General features: G+C 34.5%; 15 protein-coding genes. 12 read left to right on the plus strand and 3 right to left on the minus strand.

Annotated features, from left to right (window positions below; all coding sequences use genetic code 11):
- The first annotated feature begins 2 nt into the window (after window positions 1–2).
- From QA584_RS08380 to QA584_RS08420, 9 genes are all read left to right on the plus strand, one after another.
- Window positions 3–362, plus strand: a complete 360-nt coding sequence (locus tag QA584_RS08380; RefSeq protein WP_278274065.1) for a hypothetical protein — start codon at window positions 3–5, stop codon at window positions 360–362.
- 622 nt (window positions 363–984) lie between these two features.
- The gene (locus QA584_RS08385; protein ID WP_278274066.1) at window positions 985–1251 is read left to right on the plus strand and encodes a hypothetical protein; all 267 of its coding nucleotides are present in this window, start codon (window positions 985–987) and stop codon (window positions 1249–1251) included.
- 283 nt (window positions 1252–1534) lie between these two features.
- On the plus strand, window positions 1535–3214 hold the full coding sequence (locus QA584_RS08390; RefSeq protein WP_278274067.1) for a hypothetical protein: 1680 nt from the start codon (window positions 1535–1537) through the stop codon (window positions 3212–3214).
- A 16-nt stretch (window positions 3215–3230) separates the two neighbouring features.
- Window positions 3231–3710, plus strand: coding sequence for a hypothetical protein (locus QA584_RS08395; RefSeq protein ID WP_278274068.1), 480 nt, complete (start codon window positions 3231–3233; stop codon window positions 3708–3710).
- A 388-nt stretch (window positions 3711–4098) separates the two neighbouring features.
- Window positions 4099–4569, plus strand: a complete 471-nt coding sequence (locus tag QA584_RS08400; RefSeq protein WP_278274069.1) for a hypothetical protein — start codon at window positions 4099–4101, stop codon at window positions 4567–4569.
- 343 nt (window positions 4570–4912) lie between these two features.
- Window positions 4913–5815, plus strand: coding sequence for a DUF7919 family protein (locus tag QA584_RS08405; RefSeq protein WP_278274070.1), 903 nt, complete (start codon window positions 4913–4915; stop codon window positions 5813–5815).
- Between the two features lie 433 nt (window positions 5816–6248).
- Window positions 6249–7322, plus strand: coding sequence for an ATP-binding cassette domain-containing protein (locus QA584_RS08410; protein ID WP_278274071.1), 1074 nt, complete (start codon window positions 6249–6251; stop codon window positions 7320–7322).
- Window positions 7312–8652 (plus strand): FtsX-like permease family protein, encoded by a 1341-nt coding sequence (locus QA584_RS08415; RefSeq protein WP_278274072.1) that lies wholly within the window; start codon window positions 7312–7314, stop codon window positions 8650–8652. The genes QA584_RS08410 and QA584_RS08415 overlap by 11 nt, the downstream gene beginning before the upstream one ends.
- A gap of 105 nt (window positions 8653–8757) precedes the next feature.
- Window positions 8758–10131 (plus strand): radical SAM protein, encoded by a 1374-nt coding sequence (locus tag QA584_RS08420; RefSeq protein ID WP_278274073.1) that lies wholly within the window; start codon window positions 8758–8760, stop codon window positions 10129–10131.
- Window positions 10132–10586: 455 nt separating this feature from the next.
- Here the strand turns inward: QA584_RS08420 and QA584_RS08425 are convergent, their stop codons facing one another.
- On the minus strand, window positions 10587–11285 hold the full coding sequence (locus QA584_RS08425; protein WP_278274074.1) for a nuclear transport factor 2 family protein: 699 nt from the start codon (window positions 11283–11285) through the stop codon (window positions 10587–10589).
- Window positions 11286–11892: 607 nt separating this feature from the next.
- Window positions 11893–12483 carry a helix-turn-helix domain-containing protein gene (locus tag QA584_RS08430; RefSeq protein ID WP_278274075.1) on the minus strand — a complete coding sequence of 197 codons (591 nt, stop codon included), beginning with the start codon at window positions 12481–12483 and terminating at the stop codon, window positions 11893–11895.
- A 115-nt stretch (window positions 12484–12598) separates the two neighbouring features.
- Here QA584_RS08430 and QA584_RS08435 point away from each other — a divergent pair, with 115 nt between their 5' ends.
- Together QA584_RS08435 and QA584_RS08440 are read left to right on the plus strand one after the other, a co-directional pair.
- Window positions 12599–13906 carry an amidohydrolase family protein gene (locus tag QA584_RS08435; protein WP_278274076.1) on the plus strand — a complete coding sequence of 436 codons (1308 nt, stop codon included), beginning with the start codon at window positions 12599–12601 and terminating at the stop codon, window positions 13904–13906.
- 16 nt (window positions 13907–13922) lie between these two features.
- Window positions 13923–15263: a CapA family protein gene (locus tag QA584_RS08440; protein WP_278274077.1), complete on the plus strand. Its 1341-nt coding sequence runs from the start codon at window positions 13923–13925 to the stop codon at window positions 15261–15263.
- A gap of 33 nt (window positions 15264–15296) precedes the next feature.
- Here the strand turns inward: QA584_RS08440 and QA584_RS08445 are convergent, their stop codons facing one another.
- Window positions 15297–16037 carry a glycosyltransferase gene (locus QA584_RS08445; RefSeq protein ID WP_278274078.1) on the minus strand — a complete coding sequence of 247 codons (741 nt, stop codon included), beginning with the start codon at window positions 16035–16037 and terminating at the stop codon, window positions 15297–15299.
- Window positions 16038–16176: 139 nt separating this feature from the next.
- Here QA584_RS08445 and QA584_RS08450 point away from each other — a divergent pair, with 139 nt between their 5' ends.
- A complete protein-coding gene (locus QA584_RS08450) occupies window positions 16177–16305 on the plus strand; it encodes a hypothetical protein (protein ID WP_278274079.1) in 129 nt (42 codons plus the stop codon).
- Window positions 16306–16509: the final 204 nt, after the last annotated feature.

Raw genomic sequence — 16509 nt, forward strand, 5'->3', positions numbered from 1 at the left:
AAATGAACAACATACAAGATATTATTGATAAGATTAGGCAAGGTAATTGTACTAATAATGAGTTAAGCCAATATCTTGAAAGTGCATTAATATTGGTTAAAGCAAATGCAATAATGGCTATAATTAAGCGAAAGACTGAGGAAAGTAGCATCATAAATAAACTATACCAAATTTCGTTGAGAATAAATCAGGAATCAAAGGTAATTGGGCTATGGAATAATGGACATTTAGCTATGGCTGCATTAAAATTGCTCAATACCAGTGAATCATTGGTGCTGTATGAAGATAGTATGAACAAATTAGATGAAAATACTCAGAAAGACATTGAACGTCTTATGGACCAGTTACCACATATAATATAGGCAGCCACTATAAGTGCAACTACAAAATAATTTAAAACTAGCTTCATATTTTTCTTAATTGCAACGAAGAACACCATTAATAATCAAATGGGGAATATAAATGACAGCTATATTGAATTACTGAATTAAACTATGCAATTAGTATAGGTAAACTGAAACAGCATCATATTTAATTAAAACAGGCATTGATATTAATATATTTGGTGGAATAGGATTATTAATGCTATAAAATGAATATGATTTAAGTTGCTTATTTATTGTTAGAGAAAGAGATATATATGGGTGATACGGTTATGAATGCAAACCCACTTGTTAGTGCTATAAGATATGGTGATAAACATCTGGTATTGAAATTTTCATAAAGTATGTAGTTGGTATGTAACGGATAAAGATTTGTGGTTTATGGATTATAATAAGCTTCATCGAGCTTACAATAGAAACGGTTTTGGATTTTGAAGATATTTCAGACGAAAGGTCAGGTTGTTGATTTTGATATCAAAAAATTTTATTCAATGTTTCTTGAACCTGCAATTATTTGAAGATTATATTCCAGAAGGATGGACTGGAGAGTATAGAGATTTTACGGAACTGGTTCCAGATAAGGATAAATTTTGGATAAACGATGGCAATGAAAATATCTTTTTACAATATGGGAATTAGAGGTGTGCTAATGAGCGACAAGAATACAATAACAATGTTAAATGAAGAATTTGAAAATGATAAAACAGGTGAAAAAGTTGAAGGAATTACTATAATAGTCGATGGAAAACTTAAGCAAATATTTGATACAATTATGTTAAAAAATGATAGTTATAATAATTATACAGAAATATTGAGAGATGCTTTGTTTGACGGAATAACTAGTCTTATAGACAAGTCGAAAAATTAAATTAAAGTAGTGAGACATGCAAATTATTTACGAGGTGAGCAGATTAGATGAGCAGGTTTATAAATATGCTTAACTAACTTTAAATATATTATGTTGCAATAAAAATCAGCATTTACCTAGTATTGATTGATTGGAAGTACTGGTTCTGTTGTATTAAAAAGTAAATAATTGATTTATTAACAAGTAACTATAAGTCATTACAATTTCGCAGCATTTTACAATAAACTAATGACAATAAAGTATCATGACAGGAGGGCAGTATAAGAAAAGGGGGTTATATAAGATGGCTGATTTTATATTAGAGTATGATATATTAGAATCAATAGCAAATAATTCAAAATCCTTAGGAAAACGTTCAAAAGAGTATAGCGAAAAACTGGAAAGTAAAATTATAACAGGGATTGATCGTGTTGCAGGTCCATCATCGGGTTACCTAACTAGCGCCAGTGATTCAGTCCAGGATAAAATCAATGCCCTGAAATTAAAATCCGACGCTTTTTATCATTTTGCTGATCAGATTTCAAATCTGCTTGAAGTTGCAGAACAGATAGATCAGGAAGTAGCGGATGCCATAGCAGCTCAAAGAGAGTATTTTTTGGATCATCACAAAGCCTTACGAATTGATGACTGGAAGGCAAAATTACTGGGCTTGATTGTGGACATTAAAAACAGTATACCACTTTTGGATACAATAGCAGATATTTTGGACGGGCTTAATGCAGTCTTTGAAGCGTTGGCAGATTCCATAAAGCACTGGTACGAATGTGAGGGCGGAAAATATATCGTTAGGGCTGTTGGCTCTGTTGTGGTCGCAGCAGTTTCGGTTGCATTATTTGTCGCAGCATTTCCGGTTTCCGGATTCTTCGCAGTATGCGGAGCAATCGGTGCAGGAATAGCAGCCATCAATGGGATTACCAATGTAGCAACTTCTTTCCGGGCAGCAGATGCTGCCATTGACGGTAATCCTGCATGGGCTGTTATATATGGAAAACAGGATAAGCTCTCGGATGTATTGAGGCAGACCAATTTTGGCAGCGGCGGCTGGAACGCCCTCTCCAATTTAGGTGCGGGTGCATTGGATACCACGGAAACAATTTGTGATGTCGTAGGGTTTGCAGAGATTGGGAAAAATGCAATAAAGTTATTTAAAGGGGATGCCTTTAAGCTGTTAAAAAATAAAGGATCCATGAATTTTTCTGACTTGAAGAATGGTTCAAAGAGTGATATTGTAGATTTAAAGAATAATATCCTGGATGGATATGCGGATTCAAAGAATGGTATCAAAGAAAAGATTGATAATGCATTAAAGGGTGGTAGTGAATCAACAGTTAGTAAGCTTACTTCCTCAGAAGTAAAGGCTGCAATTGAAAAGAATGGAATGTCAGTTGATGAGTTTTCAAAATTACTTGACCCTAATAAAACATTAACTCCAGGTGAATTGAAATTGGTGGATACAATAAGAGCTGATGTTGGCTTGCCACAGTCTGGTACAGTGATGAATAAAACAATACCTCAAAGTGATATATATAACTACTTATATAATGAAAATTATAGTGGAGTAAGAGGGTTTGTGTCAGTGGATGAACATTCTAGTGCATTGAAAACATTAGATGATGTATTTGAAGGAAATCGGTTGGATTATAACAATACAGCATTTAAGACAGGAAGTGGTGTAGATGGAATTTCACAATCAGTTGGAAATGCTGATACTGTATACGGTAAAATTACATATGTATTAGAAGATGCGGATACTATTAAAGTACCAACAGATTTTCCGACAGTTGAAAATGCTCCTTATACTGGACGTGGTTTTACAGGTAGCAAAAACATTGTACTACCAGAACTTGTGCAAGATAATAGAAGCTTTATAGACGGAGATATTTTAGGAGTTTATGACAGTGAAACAGGAACACTTACACAACAGTTTGTATACGATTCAGATTTTGGATGGGTACTAAAATGAAAGAAGGAGACTGGATATGAGTGATTTGCATTGTGAATATAATGGCTCTATATATAAAATTAAAAAACGAAATGGGGGATTTATAATTACATCTCATATAAAAGAAGACGGTTTTACTAACTATATTGATGTTCTAGGAAAAGAACATATTGATTTTTTTATGAAAAGCGTAAATATAGATGAAGTAGATGTTATATACAAAGAAGATGTGTTTATAAAATATCAAGAGGAGTATTTTCAATTATTTGCAGATAAAATATTTAAAAATGATGTATTAAATAATTCATATATGGTATGGACTAACTCGGAACAATTGGCACACGATTATGTGTTTGAAAAGAAAGAGCAGTTTGTTTTTATTAAGTACATTACCAGAGAAGAAATTGAGGCTGTAAAGATAGTAAAGAAACCGACAATTGATTTTAAAGATATACAACCATCTGAAAAAATCTTAGAGGGTGATGCTTTGGATAACTGGCTTTCTGAAATAAGTTAATTATGGTTATACATTAGGACTTCCAACAATCTAAATCCCAGTCTTTTAAATTAATTAATGTCGGAGCTCTTACGAAGAGATGGCAGGAGATATTAATAACATTTAAGAGACTTTAGCGAAAAATTTTGCCTTGGATATACAATCGGATTTTTAGGAGTAGTTACAATACTCTTGTATAAACGTACTTTTTGTAACATTAAAATTTGTTGCGAAAGGTGCGTTTTATTATGCGAATTAAAAAGTGGATTAAAATCAATTATTCTCAGAGAGGAGACCGAAGTAAAATTTAAAACGGTGGGAGAACACCAAGGAATTGAATGAATTCAATTCCTATGAAGTTTACAAGGATTTAATATAATTTCAGATTAAATAAGAATGAGGTGAATAAATGGAACAAGAAATAATTTTGACTCAAAAAGAAGTTATGGAAACAGGTCTGTATTTTGACGGAGATATCGTTTATTATGGTGGAGAATATGGGCAACAGGTGTGTAGAATTTCAGAAGATGGAGTAGAAGAACCTGTTACGGGAGTTGTATATGAGCTATATAAAAATCGAAAGTTAAATTACTACTGCTATTATATTCGTGGTATTTCAAATGGTCAATATGTTTGTTTCTATGAGAATGGTAATGTAAAAAGTATTAGCTACATGTATAAAGGTACAAAACATGGAAAGTCCTTTCAATGTTATGACGATGGTAAAAAAAAGTATGAGGGTAGTTACAAATATGGATATTGTGAGTCATTTATGGAATGGGATGATAGGGGAATATTAGTTAAAGAGCAAACAGAACCAACTGAATTTGACAAAAAAATGATTAAGAAATATGAAAATTATGAACAACAAAAAAACTAAAGAGTTAGAGGCTTTCTATATACTGAAGTTCAACTTAATCTTATTGATAAAATGAATTGTTTGATAAAATTAAAGAAGAGGATATAAAATTAGTTTCATTCATTTAACGTATTTGAAAGAGAATGGTTTAGATTATGTTGTTTGTTACATAGATATTTGGACATGCATTAGAAAAGGCTACGGAAATGAATGCGCAGATAAAAATTGAAACCATATAAAATTTAATATGGTTAAGCTTTAGGACTTTCAACTACTTAAATAAATCCATGTCTCTTAATTCAATATCATGGCTCTCACGAAGTGAGCACATCCATGATAAGAATTCATAAATAAGGAGGCTATAATGAATAAAGACTTAAATAAGTATATGTTTCAGCATTTTGAAAATGCATTTAATATTGGTTGGAATGATAATAAATCCGCTAATAATCAAAAGGTCAGTTTAGATGACAAATTTTATGAACAGTTAAAACTATTCTGTGAATCACCTCTTAACTATGATTTAAATGGAAAACACCGTGAAATAGAAGTAGACGGGAAAAAATATGTAAAGGGATTCGGTGAGATTCGTATTTTAGATTTGAATAAGAAAATACGGTATGCAGCTCCGAATATTATAATTGATGATATTCTCGAGGGGATTTATATACCAGACTCAGAATTTGTTGAAGCAGTAAAATTATCGCCTAAACCAGGCGAGATTGAATATGAAGAATTTATATCCAGATATAACCCCGATACTTATTGGGGAGAAGAAGATTACTATGTTCAGAAAATTAACTCTGCTGTTGCAGAATTAAGTAAAGGTATAAAGGAATTTAGATACTGCATTGAAGATAATGATATAAAAAATTGTGTAACACTTGATGGTTCCTTATTAAACTATGCAATTAATATAGGTAAAAATGATATAGCATCATATTTAATCGAAGCTGGCATTGATATTAATATATTTGGTGGAATAGAATTATTAAATGCTATAAAAATGAATATGACTGAAGTTGCTGATGTATTGATAGAGAAGGATATATATATGGATGATACGGTAATGAATGCAAACCCGCTTGTTAGTGCTATCAGATCTGGTGATAAACATCTGGTATTGAAATTACTAAATAAAAAGCCTGAATTAGTCAAAACATACTCAAATGAGTTTGTAAGGAATTGCACAATGTTAGATATTGCACGTAGGTGTAATAATACTGAAATAATTGATATTTTACAAGGATATGTAATGGAAAATTAAATGATAACAAGCTATATAAGAAAAATAGTAACGGATTAAAACGTGTAAAGGATATAAGGGAGCTCTTAAATGGATAATATGAATGTGTCGAAGCAATCTTTGCAATTTCGAGATCAGATATTAAAGTATACGAATGTTGATATGAATTTCAATAAATATTATTAAAGAAAATAATAATATTAGTATAATTTAGCAGAAGTTCATTTAAGCCGAAGATAGGTATTGCAAAGGATACAGTGACAATGAATAATCGTACGTAAAAGCATAAAAATGAAAATTTACTGTTGAAACAGTATAGGTTTTTAATAAGTATTTTAAACTAATCAACCAATGGTAGAGTATATATTTCATATTGCTTTCGAATTCTACCACAGGTGGGTGTTAGTTTTGTACCGGTATTTATAAGATATAATCAAGAAAGGGGTCTGGACGAATGAATCAATCAAAAATAGGAAAATTTATCTCTGAATGCCGAAAAGTCAGAGGTTGGACACAAAATCAATTAGCCGAAAAATTAGGAATTACTGATAAAGCAGTATCAAAATGGGAAACCGGAAAATCGATGCCGGATTTATCTCTGTTTACACCCTTATGTGACCTTTTTGAAATTAGTTTGAACGAATTATTATCTGGGGAACATATCCCTGATGAGAAGCTAAAAGAAAAATCAAACGAAATACTTATGGATATTATTACAAGCTGGCTTGGTCAAGATAAATGGGAACTACATGAAAATACCAGCGACACGCAAATTATATTAAGGCTGCAAAATGTTAAAAAAAACTATGAAAACACATCTACGTTAGCGGTAAATAACGTAAGTTTCCAGATAGCGCAAGGTAGCTTTGTGGGGATCATGGGTGCGTCTGGTTCGGGAAAATCCACTTTGCTTAATTTGATCGCTACGATTGACAAACCGACGAGTGGGACTATTGAAATCAACGGACAAAACGTTGTGGATATTTCCGAAAAGGATGTAGCCAAATTCCGCAGAGATTATTTAGGATTTGTCTTTCAGGAATACAACCTTCTTGAGACATTAACAGTTTATGAAAATATTGCACTGGCATTGACAATCAAGAAAATGCAGAAAGAAAATGTGAAGCAAATAATTGATGCTCTGGCCGAAAAACTTGAAATAGCAGATATTTTATTTAAATTTCCTTATGAAATATCCGGCGGTCAGCGTCAGCGTTGCGCTTGTGCAAGGGCTATAGCTGTTAATCCCAACTTAATTCTTGCAGATGAACCAACCGGCGCATTGGATTCTCATTCAGCAAAACAATTATTGGATACGTTTTTAATGCTTCGTCGAGAATATGGCGCAACCATTCTAATGGTTACTCACGATGCAATGTCCGCCAGTTATTGTGATAAAATCCTGTTCATGCAGGACGGTGAAATAAAGGATATGCTCGACCGCGAACAACGGACAAAGCAAGAATTCTTCACAAGCATTTTAGAAGTTGTTGCCCAGATAGGAGGGGATGATAATTATGTATCTTAAACTTGCACTTCGTAACGCAAAACGTTCTATATATGATTATCTCTTGTACATGACGGCTTTAACAATCTTAATCGTTATCATGATGGTATCTAACTACATAGCTATAACCGGAAAAGTTCAAGCGGGCTTTCAAACCAGTTCTCTTCCCATACTAATTACCTTGATTCTGGTAATTTTAGTAAGATACATAAATAACTTTATGTTGAAGCAACGCGCAAAGGAATTTGCTAATTACTTGTTACTTGGAATGGAAAAGAGTAAGTTGTCTTGGATGTTTCTTTGCGAATTCTTAATGATAGGTATTATATGTTTTATAATAGGCTGCTTAATTGGCATTGGAATATACTTTATTTTATTTTCTACGATGTTTCAGGTTTTTAATACTTTTGGAATTCAATTTGCTTTTGTCGCAAGGAGTTTAACACAAACATTATTTTACTTTTGTTTAGTAGAGCTGTTGTCCGTGTTTTGCGCAAAGCAAAGAATAAGTAACCTTCAAATTCGAGAACTTATGATTGAAAAGAAGCTCAATCAGAAATTGGGCGGAATGCAGCAATATCGAATTTGGGGAATCACCTTTTGCATTAGTTTTTTCATTTTGATTGGATTACTCTTTGGTATTGTGCGATTAACGGAAGAAGTATCTTCTATATTGATTTCCTTTATCGCATTACCTCTACTGTTTTCCATTTTTTCCTTTTATAAATGGCTGTTTCAGTACTTTGCAGAAAAAAGGAGAAATCAGTCAGTATCTTTGTACCAAAATAATCGGCTTTACATGATTGCGCAGATTACATCTGGAACGAAAACCAGTGCGGTTATGAACGGCATATTCTGTATGTGCCTGTTCTTTTCAGCAATGTCTTTTATGTTTGGAACACTTATGCTACACTCAGATCTTTTGCTTTTTAACACTGGAAGCCAGCAATGGATGGGCTTTTTGCAAATTAGCCTTTGCATCATCTTCATTGTTATTTATTTTTCAGTGTTATCCTTACAGCAGATTATTGAACTTAAACGAGAAACTAAAGAACTACAAATCTTGCATTATATAGGGAAAACCAAAGCACAGATAAAGCTATTAGTAAAAACACAGATTTTATTAAAATTATTTATTCCTACCATTATGTGCTTTGTTTTGTTGGTAATAAGTGTACCTCTTTTGAATTATAAATTGAATTCGGATTTACCCTCTGCAATGGAAAACATATTAACAAAATCTGCAAGTGGATTTTCTTTATGCTTTTTTATAATGTACTTTTTTTACTTTTTTGTTGTTTGTGTTGTCAGCAAAAAATATGTTGATACCTCAATAAATTCTAAATACTAATACAATTGTCTTTATCCAATCCGATAAAATAAACCATATTTCAACAAGAACATTTACAGCCTAAAATCATAAATTAATTATAAAAAAGTATAGTAGGAGGCTAATATGTTAAAAGAAAAAACGTTGACAATAATGACTGATATGGTTTATAGCTATCTGAATCACAATCCGGAAAAGCGAATGCTTAAGCTGGTTAACATAGTTGACAAGCTGGATAAAAATGATATTTTGAAAGCACAATGTAAAGTACTGCGAAATATATTGGAGAATAAGGATAACAATTGGTACAAATATATACTTAGTATGTGGGAGGATATTGATCCGGGAATCAGAAAGACCTTCTTCCAGAATTTTTTGTTTAATGCTACGATATTCTCCAGTTCGACACATGATAAACTGAAAAAGAAGTATAACTGTAATATACCTTTTGCTATACTAGTGGACCCTACTTCTGCCTGCAATTTAAAGTGTGCTGGTTGTTGGGCGGCACAATATGGTAATAATCAATCCTTAAGCTATAAGACCCTGGATGATATTATTAAGCAGGGTAAGAAGATGGGAATACATTTTTATGCTTATTCCGGCGGAGAACCACTTGTCCGTAAACGTGATATTATTAAACTTTGTGAAAAACATAAAGACTGTATTTTTACGGCTTATACCAATGGCACACTGATTGATGAAGCCTTTGCTGATGAAATGCTTCGTGTAAAGAACTTTATACCGGCAATCAGTATAGAAGGTTTTGAAGAGGAGACAGATGCAAGACGGGGAAAGGGGACTTATCAAGCGGTAATCAAAGCTATGGAGATATTAAAGAAGAAAAAGCTTGCTTTTGGTGCGTCCTGCTGCTATACCAGAAAGAATGCAGAGGTTGTGGGAAGTGAAGCTTTTATTGATGATTTAGTTGCCAAAGGTGCCAAGTTTACCTGGTTTTTTACTTATATACCAGTTGGTGCAGATGCGGTACCGGAGTTAATAGCAAGTGCCAAGCAGCGTGAATTTATGTATCACCAAGTTAATGAATTCCGCAGGACAAAACCAATATTTAGTGTGGATTTTTGGAATGATGGAGAACATGCCGGTGGCTGTGTTGCCGGAGGCCGGAGATATCTGCATATTAATTCTGCCGGGGATATTGAACCCTGCGCCTTCGTCCATTATTCTGATTCAAACATTCACAATACAACTTTACTTAAAGCATTGCAGGCTCCGCTGTTTATGCAGTATTATAAAAATCAACCCTTTAACAGCAATCACCTGCGTCCGTGCCCGCTCCTTGATAATCCGGAGCGCTTGGTAGAAATGGTTGAGAAGTCAGGAGCAAAATCAACCGATCTGCTTCACCCGGAAGATGTTAAGGAATTAAAACAAAAATGTTGTGAAGCTGCTGATAAATGGGCGGTTGCAGCAGACCAGCTTTGGGGCAAGACCCACCCGTGTGTTAATTGTAAAATCAAGAATGAAAATCAAGAATGAAAATCAAGAATGAAAATCAAGAATGAAAATCAAGAATGAAAATCAAGAATGAAAATCAAGAATGAAAATCAGGAATAAGAATCAGGAATAAAAATCAGGAATTAAAATCAAGAATAAGAATCTGGAATGAGAATTTGGAATGAAAAGAAGGAATAAGAAAGCAGGAACGAGAAAGTAGTAGAAAAGCAGTAGTGATAAAGCAGGAATATAAAAATTGGGTTTACAGACTGCTTGATGCTCCAGAAGCCTGTTATACAATTCGTATTGTAGCCTGTACACAAATTATGTCATGTGTACAGGCTTTTTCTCTTATCAAGAAAATGTTTGTCCTATTTAACAAAAAGCCCAAATCTAGCTTAGAAGACCCACAAGAATGTCTAAAATCCCCCATGGGTGAAAACATACCAGTAAACCGTAACCCTTTTTTCTTCTGGGTGAAACACATATTTATCAAGTTATACATCCTTCTCCAAAGTAATATTTAAAGTCTTAATTTTTCCGTTTTCCAGAGTAAAATGAAAATCCAGTGGCAGGGGACTTCCTTCAAATTCACCTTGAAGCATGGCAGTTGCAACCAAATCAGTATTATACTCCACAAAGCGCATAATCTCTAAAGTTACTTTTGCCTCTCGGTTCGCTTTTAAAATATGACTGCTGATTACCTCAGGTCCAAGAAATTCCTCATCTTCATCATATAAAAGTGCATCGGCTGTAAAACAGTCTGCAAGCAAGGCATTGTCATATATATCGGAAGCGTGATAATAGGCAGCAATAGAAGGTGGCAGAGGTATCGCTTTGCTATTAGAAGATAGTACGATATTCAGGTTACTTATATGACTGTCCTCTATAACAAAATGGAAATCCAGAAAAAGCGGATCTGGCAGACCGCTTTTTTCAAAATCGCCGTCTGCTATAGCTGTAACAACGGTTTCCTTACTATGCTGTACTACATTAGTAAGTTCTAATCTTAAGTGATCTTTAAAATAGACTTTATTACTCCATTCTTTTATAGCGGCTTTACCATAGTATTCTACTCCAGCATCGAATACTGTGGCATCTTCCTTGAAGGTGGCTAAAAAGCCTTCTGGGTTGTCTGTATTTGCAGCATGAAACTGCTGTTCAATGGGTTCTGGTAAATGGAATTTATTATACATGAATGAATCCTCCTGTTTGATTGATTATAGTTGTAACTGTATCATAACAAAGATAACCTGACAGCATTGTGTCAGGTTATCTTTGTTAATTTAATTATTTATTTATACATGAATGAATAACAGATTTTAATCATTATTATGTAAGAATCAATTATAAAAAAGTAAAATAGTAATGATCAGAAAATAGACCTTATCTTTGGAATTACGGTAGTTCAAGGAAATTTAATAACGCTTGGTGTGAATTGCTGGCAGAAGGAATCGACATTTTGTATTCCTTCTGCTTTTTATATCAGAATCTATTCAGGGAGACTACAAATATCGGATATAGATATATATATTCAAAGTCATAGATTTGTTATATTCAAAATCATAGATTTTTTTATTGACAGAGAGATACATACGGATTAATATTAACTCATAGTTAATTAACTGTAAGTTAATATTTTGGTATCTTAGTTTAAAATCTATAATAATATAATTAGGAATTATAAATTAATTATAAAATTATTTTATGAAATTTAAAATATAAGATTTATTATATGAGATTTATCTGATAATTTTTTATGAAATAAATAATATGGTTTTTATCATCAGATTTAAAGGAATCTCATAGAGAGGGCTGATTACGCACACCGTAGCCCACCATACTAAGAGCCGTATCCCCTGGATTGTAAAAATTATGCATTATTCCAGAATAGATATAGATACTATCACCTTCTTTTAGAATAGAGGTATCCTCCCCTATGATAGCATTACAGGTTCCTTTTATTACAAAGATACTAAAATCATAGTTTAAAGAAATTGGTTTTTCGCAGGACCATTTACCAGGCTGTAGTGTAATATGCATTCCAATAATACGGGAGTTGTCACTTTCGTCAGCAGAATATGGTGTAATAAATTCATATTCGGTAAGAATTTCCGGCATGATGAATTTTTTTCTGCTATTCTCCCGGATGATATCATACTTTTTATTAACAGTATTTTTAATCCAGGTGTTAGAACCTTCCTTATCTGATAAAAGGTCAAATACCTGGACTTCAAGACAATTACTGATACGCCTAAGCATATCCAAAGACGGCTGCTTTAGTCCTCGCTCCAACTGGGACAGATAACTGGAAGTACAGCCGGTCATTCTGCTAAGTTCTGACAGGGTATACCCTTTTGATTTCCTGATCTGTTTCAGCTTTATAATATCCATGCCCGTTCCTCCTATAAAAGTTACAAAAACTACTATTATACTAGCCCCCATACTTTATAAAGTCAATAGCCTTAATATTGTCTATTATGCTAACAAGAATAAAGGAGATGTAAACATGTCAAATTATGCCTTAACCAATTGCCGCATTATTGATGGAATAGGTACCGGTATTCAGGAGAATATGTCCATACTGGTCAGCGGCGGTAATATCAAACAGCTTGGAAAAGTTACAGAGGTGAAAATACCAAAAGAATATAACAAGCTTGACTTAAAGGGTAATTATGTAATGCCTGGGCTGATTAATGCCCATGCCCATCTGTTCGGCAGCGGTAAACCGATGAAAGCCATCAGTGGCGGGAAGTCACAGGAGAAGCTTGTAGGACTCTTAAAAACAGCCCTTGGGCGAAAAATCCTTGACCGTATGGTAAAAGACCATGTAATGGCAGCACTTAATTCAGGGGTTACTACCATAAGGGCTGTTGGAGACTTATTTTATTCGGATGTTAAGATCAGAGATCAAATTGATTCAGGTAATTTTTCCGGACCAAGGCTGCTTGTTGCGGGGAAAGCCATTTCTGTTACCGGCGGACATGGCTCCGGAAGTTTTGCAGCCATAGCGGATTCTCCCTGGGAGGCCAGAAAGGCCGTACGTATGAATGTACATGAGCAGGTAGACCTGATTAAAATCTGTGTTACCGGAGGTGTGACGGACAGCAGAGTAATCGGTCAGGCAGGAAGGCTGGCAATGACACTGGAGGAGGTCAGTGCTGTATGTGAAGAAGCACATAAAATCGGCTTTTTAGTAGCTGCCCATGCAGAAAGCACGGAGGGAGTCAGACTTGCCTTACAGGGCGGTGTAGACACCATTGAACACGGCAGTGAATTTGATCAGGAGATAATTGAGCTTTTCTTAAATAATCCTAAGTCTCTCAGAGGATATTCAAGCCTGATCCCTACACTTTACCCGGCAATTACCATCTGTAAGTTAAATCCGAACGATACTCTTATGAGTCCCGTCAATGTAGAAAACTCCAATATAGTCTTTGAGGGAATGGTAAAAGGCTTAATAAATGCATCAAAAGCCGGTGTATTAATCGGTCTGGGCACGGACGCCTCCTGTCCTTTTGTTACACAATACAATACCTGGAGGGAACTTGATTATACGGTCAGATATGCTGGTTTGACTCCAGAAATGGCCATACAGAATGCAACAAGAAATAATGCCAGGATTCTTGGAATCGATCATATAACCGGTACCATAGAACCAAAGAAAGCAGCCGATTTAATTGTGGTAAAGGAAAACCCATTAACTAATCTGCGAGGGTTATCTCAAGTACAGATGGTAATGAGAGGAGAACTTATGATTGATAAACCAATAGTAAAGAAACTCTCGCAGGTGGAAGAACTTTTGGATACGATTTAAGGAAAAGAGGACTAAGATGATAACTGCAACATTAAAATTTATCTGCAAAATTGACGGATGGTTACATAGGAGTAAGTTTCTTTATTCCAGAGAATCAGAAGGAAATTCCGCCTGTATGAGCATTGGAGAGAAACTCTGGTGGGGATATAAATACTTTTATAGACCGGTAGAAAAGGCTGAAAAAGGTAAAAATATAGAAGAATTTTTTGAAAAACAGGAGCTTGATTTTACATTACTAAATAATTTTAAAGAAGAGGGGAAACTTAGTTTTACGGCAGGCGGAGATATTCTGGCATCCCATCATATACGACCAGACAACACCCTCCACTTGTGGGAAGAGGCAGAAGATTTTTTGTTTGATACAGATATCTGCTGTGCTAATCTTGAAACACCGGTAGTCCCATCCGCCTCTGCCAGTTTTGTGCCAGTGAATATATTAAAAGCACCTGCACTCAATAATACCCCGGAAGTCTTTGAACTTCTTTTCAGGAAAGGAAAGGGGATTAATTTCTTTTCTACTGCCAATAATCATTGTTTGGATATGGGAGAAGCAGGCTTACTAGAAACCCTCGATTTTCTTGATAAAAAGGGCTGTCCTCATGTGGGCACTGCAAGAAATGAAAATCAAAGAGACGACTTTCCGGTTATCGAGAAGAATGGAATACGGATTGCATTTCTTTCCTATACGTTTTCAACCAATGGGAAAACAGTACCAGAGGGCAGAGAGTATCTGGTTAATTACATAAGGCTGAACCGTCCGGATTGTGATATTTCCTTCATTGAAAAACAGATTAATAAAGCAAAGACCGAGAGAAAGGCAGATCTGATAATTGCTTGTCTGCATTGGAGCCTGGAATTTGAAGCGTATCCAATCCGTAATGTAATAGACATGGGACATAAACTGCTGTCACTGGGGATCGATATTATTGTGGGTAACCATCCCCATGGTATTCAGCCAATGGAAAAATATGCTTTTGTTGACCCTTATTCGGGTGTAAAAAAACAGGGGCTGATTGTCTATGCTCTGGGAGATTTAATATCCTGCCATGACCACATCCCCAATTCCCGTCTTAATAACCTGATCCGTCTAAAAATATCCAAAGGAAAGATAGAGGGAAAACAGCTTACCATAATCTCAGAATTACGAATCAGACCCATGTATATTTATTCAAAAATGGAAGGTGGGAATTGTATGGATTTCCGGCTCCTAAATTTTAATAAGCTAATTAATGAAATAAAGTCTGGAAACAACCGTTTCAAGCTGGAGCAAACTACGCTGAACGAATTAAATAGGCTGGAGGCATTAAAGCATAAACTGCTTAAGACAGAACTCATGGACTATATTAGCCCCACTTAAATCGCAAATATAAAAACCAAAAATCCTTACGCTTTATAGAGTGTAAGGATTTTTAGTTAATACAGGTAAACCTGCTCTTGCATTTACCCAGGGCTTGAAGTCATCAACCTTGGCAACAAACTGGCAATACTGCTGTAATAACTGTTTGTTATCCAGTTTGTAAGTATGAAGTTTTAAATCATCACGCCGGATATATGCAAAATTATATTTGCCGATAGCATAGATGGGAATACCCAGCCTAGTACAATCCGCCCCGAATTGCTCATCAACAACATTATCATCGATAAACCGGACTTTTTGAAAGATCTCCTTTTTTACAAAAAGAGTACAGTTAATAATATAATCGGCATACTCGTTTTCTCTCCCGGGATGTATAATTGCCAGATTGTTTTGATCCTTAAAATAAACATAATGAGTCTTTTTACCAAAGACACTGATTTCTTTATAAGGTGCTATAGTCATAAAATCATACAGGTAATTTGGACCGTAATAATCATCATGGTCAAAATTAGCAAGATAGGGAAAATTGGTCTGTTTCACTGCAAAATTTAAACACGCGCCAACGGACTCACTCTCCGGACGTTTAAAGATTTTGACATTGTCGTAATTCTGGGCTTTTCTACACCAGTCGGACAGGTCTAAACAGGAGCTGTTAAGGATGATAATCAGTTCTTTAACAGGATAAGATTGTCTGGCATAATTATCAAAAATATTATTCATATAAATTGGTAAATGAGTACAGGTAATAATGGATACGCCATCTTGGTTTCGCATTGGAAGCTCCGTAATTTAAGTTAAAAGTTATTTATTACAATGTATGATAGTTTAAATAAATAATTACTCAATGCAAAAAAAGGGACTTGTGTACTAAGCGCTTTGCAGGCTGAAAAACCACTTAGGACCAGGAGTTAAGGTGCCGGAGACTGCTAAATCAGAGTTATCGGAGCTTTTATTGACAGCTATTGACGGGGCAAACACCAATACCCTCCTGAGAACGGCAGGGACAACAGAAGTTATGGAACAAATATTTTACAAAAGATAATCTTTGTTTTTTCCGCTAATTATACCTTGCAATTTACTTAATAATATTCATTCCTTCCTGCCGTCAACTTAAGAAACGAAACTAATTTCAGGAAATGAAAAATTAAATAAAGTTTTTACAATTGTAGGCATAAAAAAAAGAATTTTCGAATATACATTTATCTAACATAGTTTTTTAATGAGGCAAATCTGTAAAGCGTTACAC

This window comes from Anaerocolumna sp. AGMB13025, assembly GCF_029689925.1.
Classification (GTDB): domain Bacteria; phylum Bacillota; class Clostridia; order Lachnospirales; family Lachnospiraceae; genus Anaerocolumna.